This window comes from Yersinia sp. 1252 StPb PI, assembly GCF_048593885.1.
In the GTDB taxonomy this organism is placed as follows: Bacteria; Pseudomonadota; Gammaproteobacteria; order Enterobacterales; family Enterobacteriaceae; genus Yersinia; species Yersinia enterocolitica_E.
The window spans coordinates 1-1,735 of the sequence record NZ_JAZGQE010000348.1; the positions used below are offsets into that span (position 1 = coordinate 1).

Here is a 1,735-nt window from a genome sequence, read left to right on the forward strand (position 1 = left end):
CTCATTTATATCCAAAATCATCAGCGTTGCCATCAGGCAGCCAATGAACATAACCCGCCAAATAGACTAAAGTTCAACTAATTTAGGTAAGTAAACGCGACTAACAACGTGACAGTTTCAAATAGTTAATGTATGGACATTAGATTTAACGTCAGGTGGAATTATTAATGGTCACCATAAAACACCAAAATAAATAGTGACCATCTAGACGGTCACTTATAAAAAAACTACCATTATTTCAACATACATTAAAAGTGAGTCCAAAATGATGAAGGTTCACATTTTAAGCTCATTGAACATTAGACGGTTAAATCCATCTCGGGATTATTCTTTTAACTCATCATCTACACATTCGGCTGATTCACCAAGGTAATACAAAGGATCCAGGATTTTATTAATATCCAACGTATCTGGAACATTTGCTTTCTTAAGTTCATCATGAATTGATTCAGCAAATGTGAGTTTTTTCGCTATTGAATTCATTGCTGCCTCATACAGAATATGATGTGCGGCTGGGCGGCCAATGTGTTCCGCTAATTGCATCATCACGGCTTCAGAAAGGATTAAACCGCCGGATATATCTAGATTTTTCTTCATGTTTTCAGGGTAAACATTCAAACCAGAGATCAGCTTGTGTAGCCCCTCCACAATAGATACAGCAAAAATAGACACCTCAGGTAATGACACATCCATAATATTACTCTCAGCAGCATCCCCTTCATTCATTCTTATCATTGATGTATTACCCAACATCATTCTTGAGCGCAGCAATTGTGATATACCCACCAGATTCTGGGTATGCTGTGGATTTCGCTTTTGTGACATAGTGGAACTGCCTACTTTGCCATGATGAAAACTCTCTTCAACTTCAGCAACCTCGGTTCGTTGTAAGAAAATAACTTCTTCACCAATTTTTTCTACGGTAGCAGCAAGTAAGCCAAAAACATTAATGTAAGCGGCTAATGAGTCACAAGACGATCTGACAGGGATCGTCGATGATTTAAGATCCAGTAGCTCTGCGACTTTATTCTGCACATTTCGTCCATTGCCACCCATCGCTGAAAAAACACCCACGGCGCCCCCCATCGTGACGATGAAAGCATCCTCAGCGGCATGTATTAAGCGCGCTCTATGTCGCCGGATTTCAGCACGCCAGCCTGCAACTTTAAAACCGAAGGTGATCGGCAGTGCATGCTGACCATGCGTTCTNCCCGCCTGAGGAATATTCTTCGTATCGGCGGCAAGCTTAGCCATTGCATTAAGCACATTATCAAGTTCTGACAGAATAATGTTATGTGTTTTTCTTAATTGTAATACAGCACCTGTATCAAAAATATTTTGGGTTGTGGCACCCCAATGTATATATGACGCAGCTTCAGTACCACAAATGGCTTCATATTGACGCAATACAGGTACAAAAGGGTGCATGGTTTCTTTAATACCTGCAGATATTTTATCTGTATCTAACAGTTTAACATGAGCCTTCTCTGCAATTATGTCCGCAGCAAACTTGGGGATCATCCCTAATTCAGCTTGGGCTAATGCCAATGCTGCTTCTACATCGAGCCAGCTTTGAATTGTGCTCAGATCAGACCAGATATCTTTTGCTTTCTGGCTGAACCAATGTCCAGTGATACATGAGTCAAACATTCCCACACTTGCCATAATTCACTTACCTCAGGTTTATCATTTTAGTTATGATAAAATATACATTGATATATACAGTGATATTTAT

The 1,735-nt window shown here is 39.9% G+C and carries 1 protein-coding gene; it reads right to left on the reverse strand.

What is annotated here, in order from left to right; genetic code table 11:
• Nucleotides 1-324: 324 nt before the first annotated feature.
• Nucleotides 325-1,665 (reverse strand): class-II fumarase/aspartase family protein, encoded by a 1,341-nt coding sequence (locus V2A85_RS23430; RefSeq protein ID WP_372558603.1) that lies wholly within the window; start codon nt 1,663-1,665, stop codon nt 325-327.
• Nucleotides 1,666-1,735 lie beyond the last annotated feature (70 nt).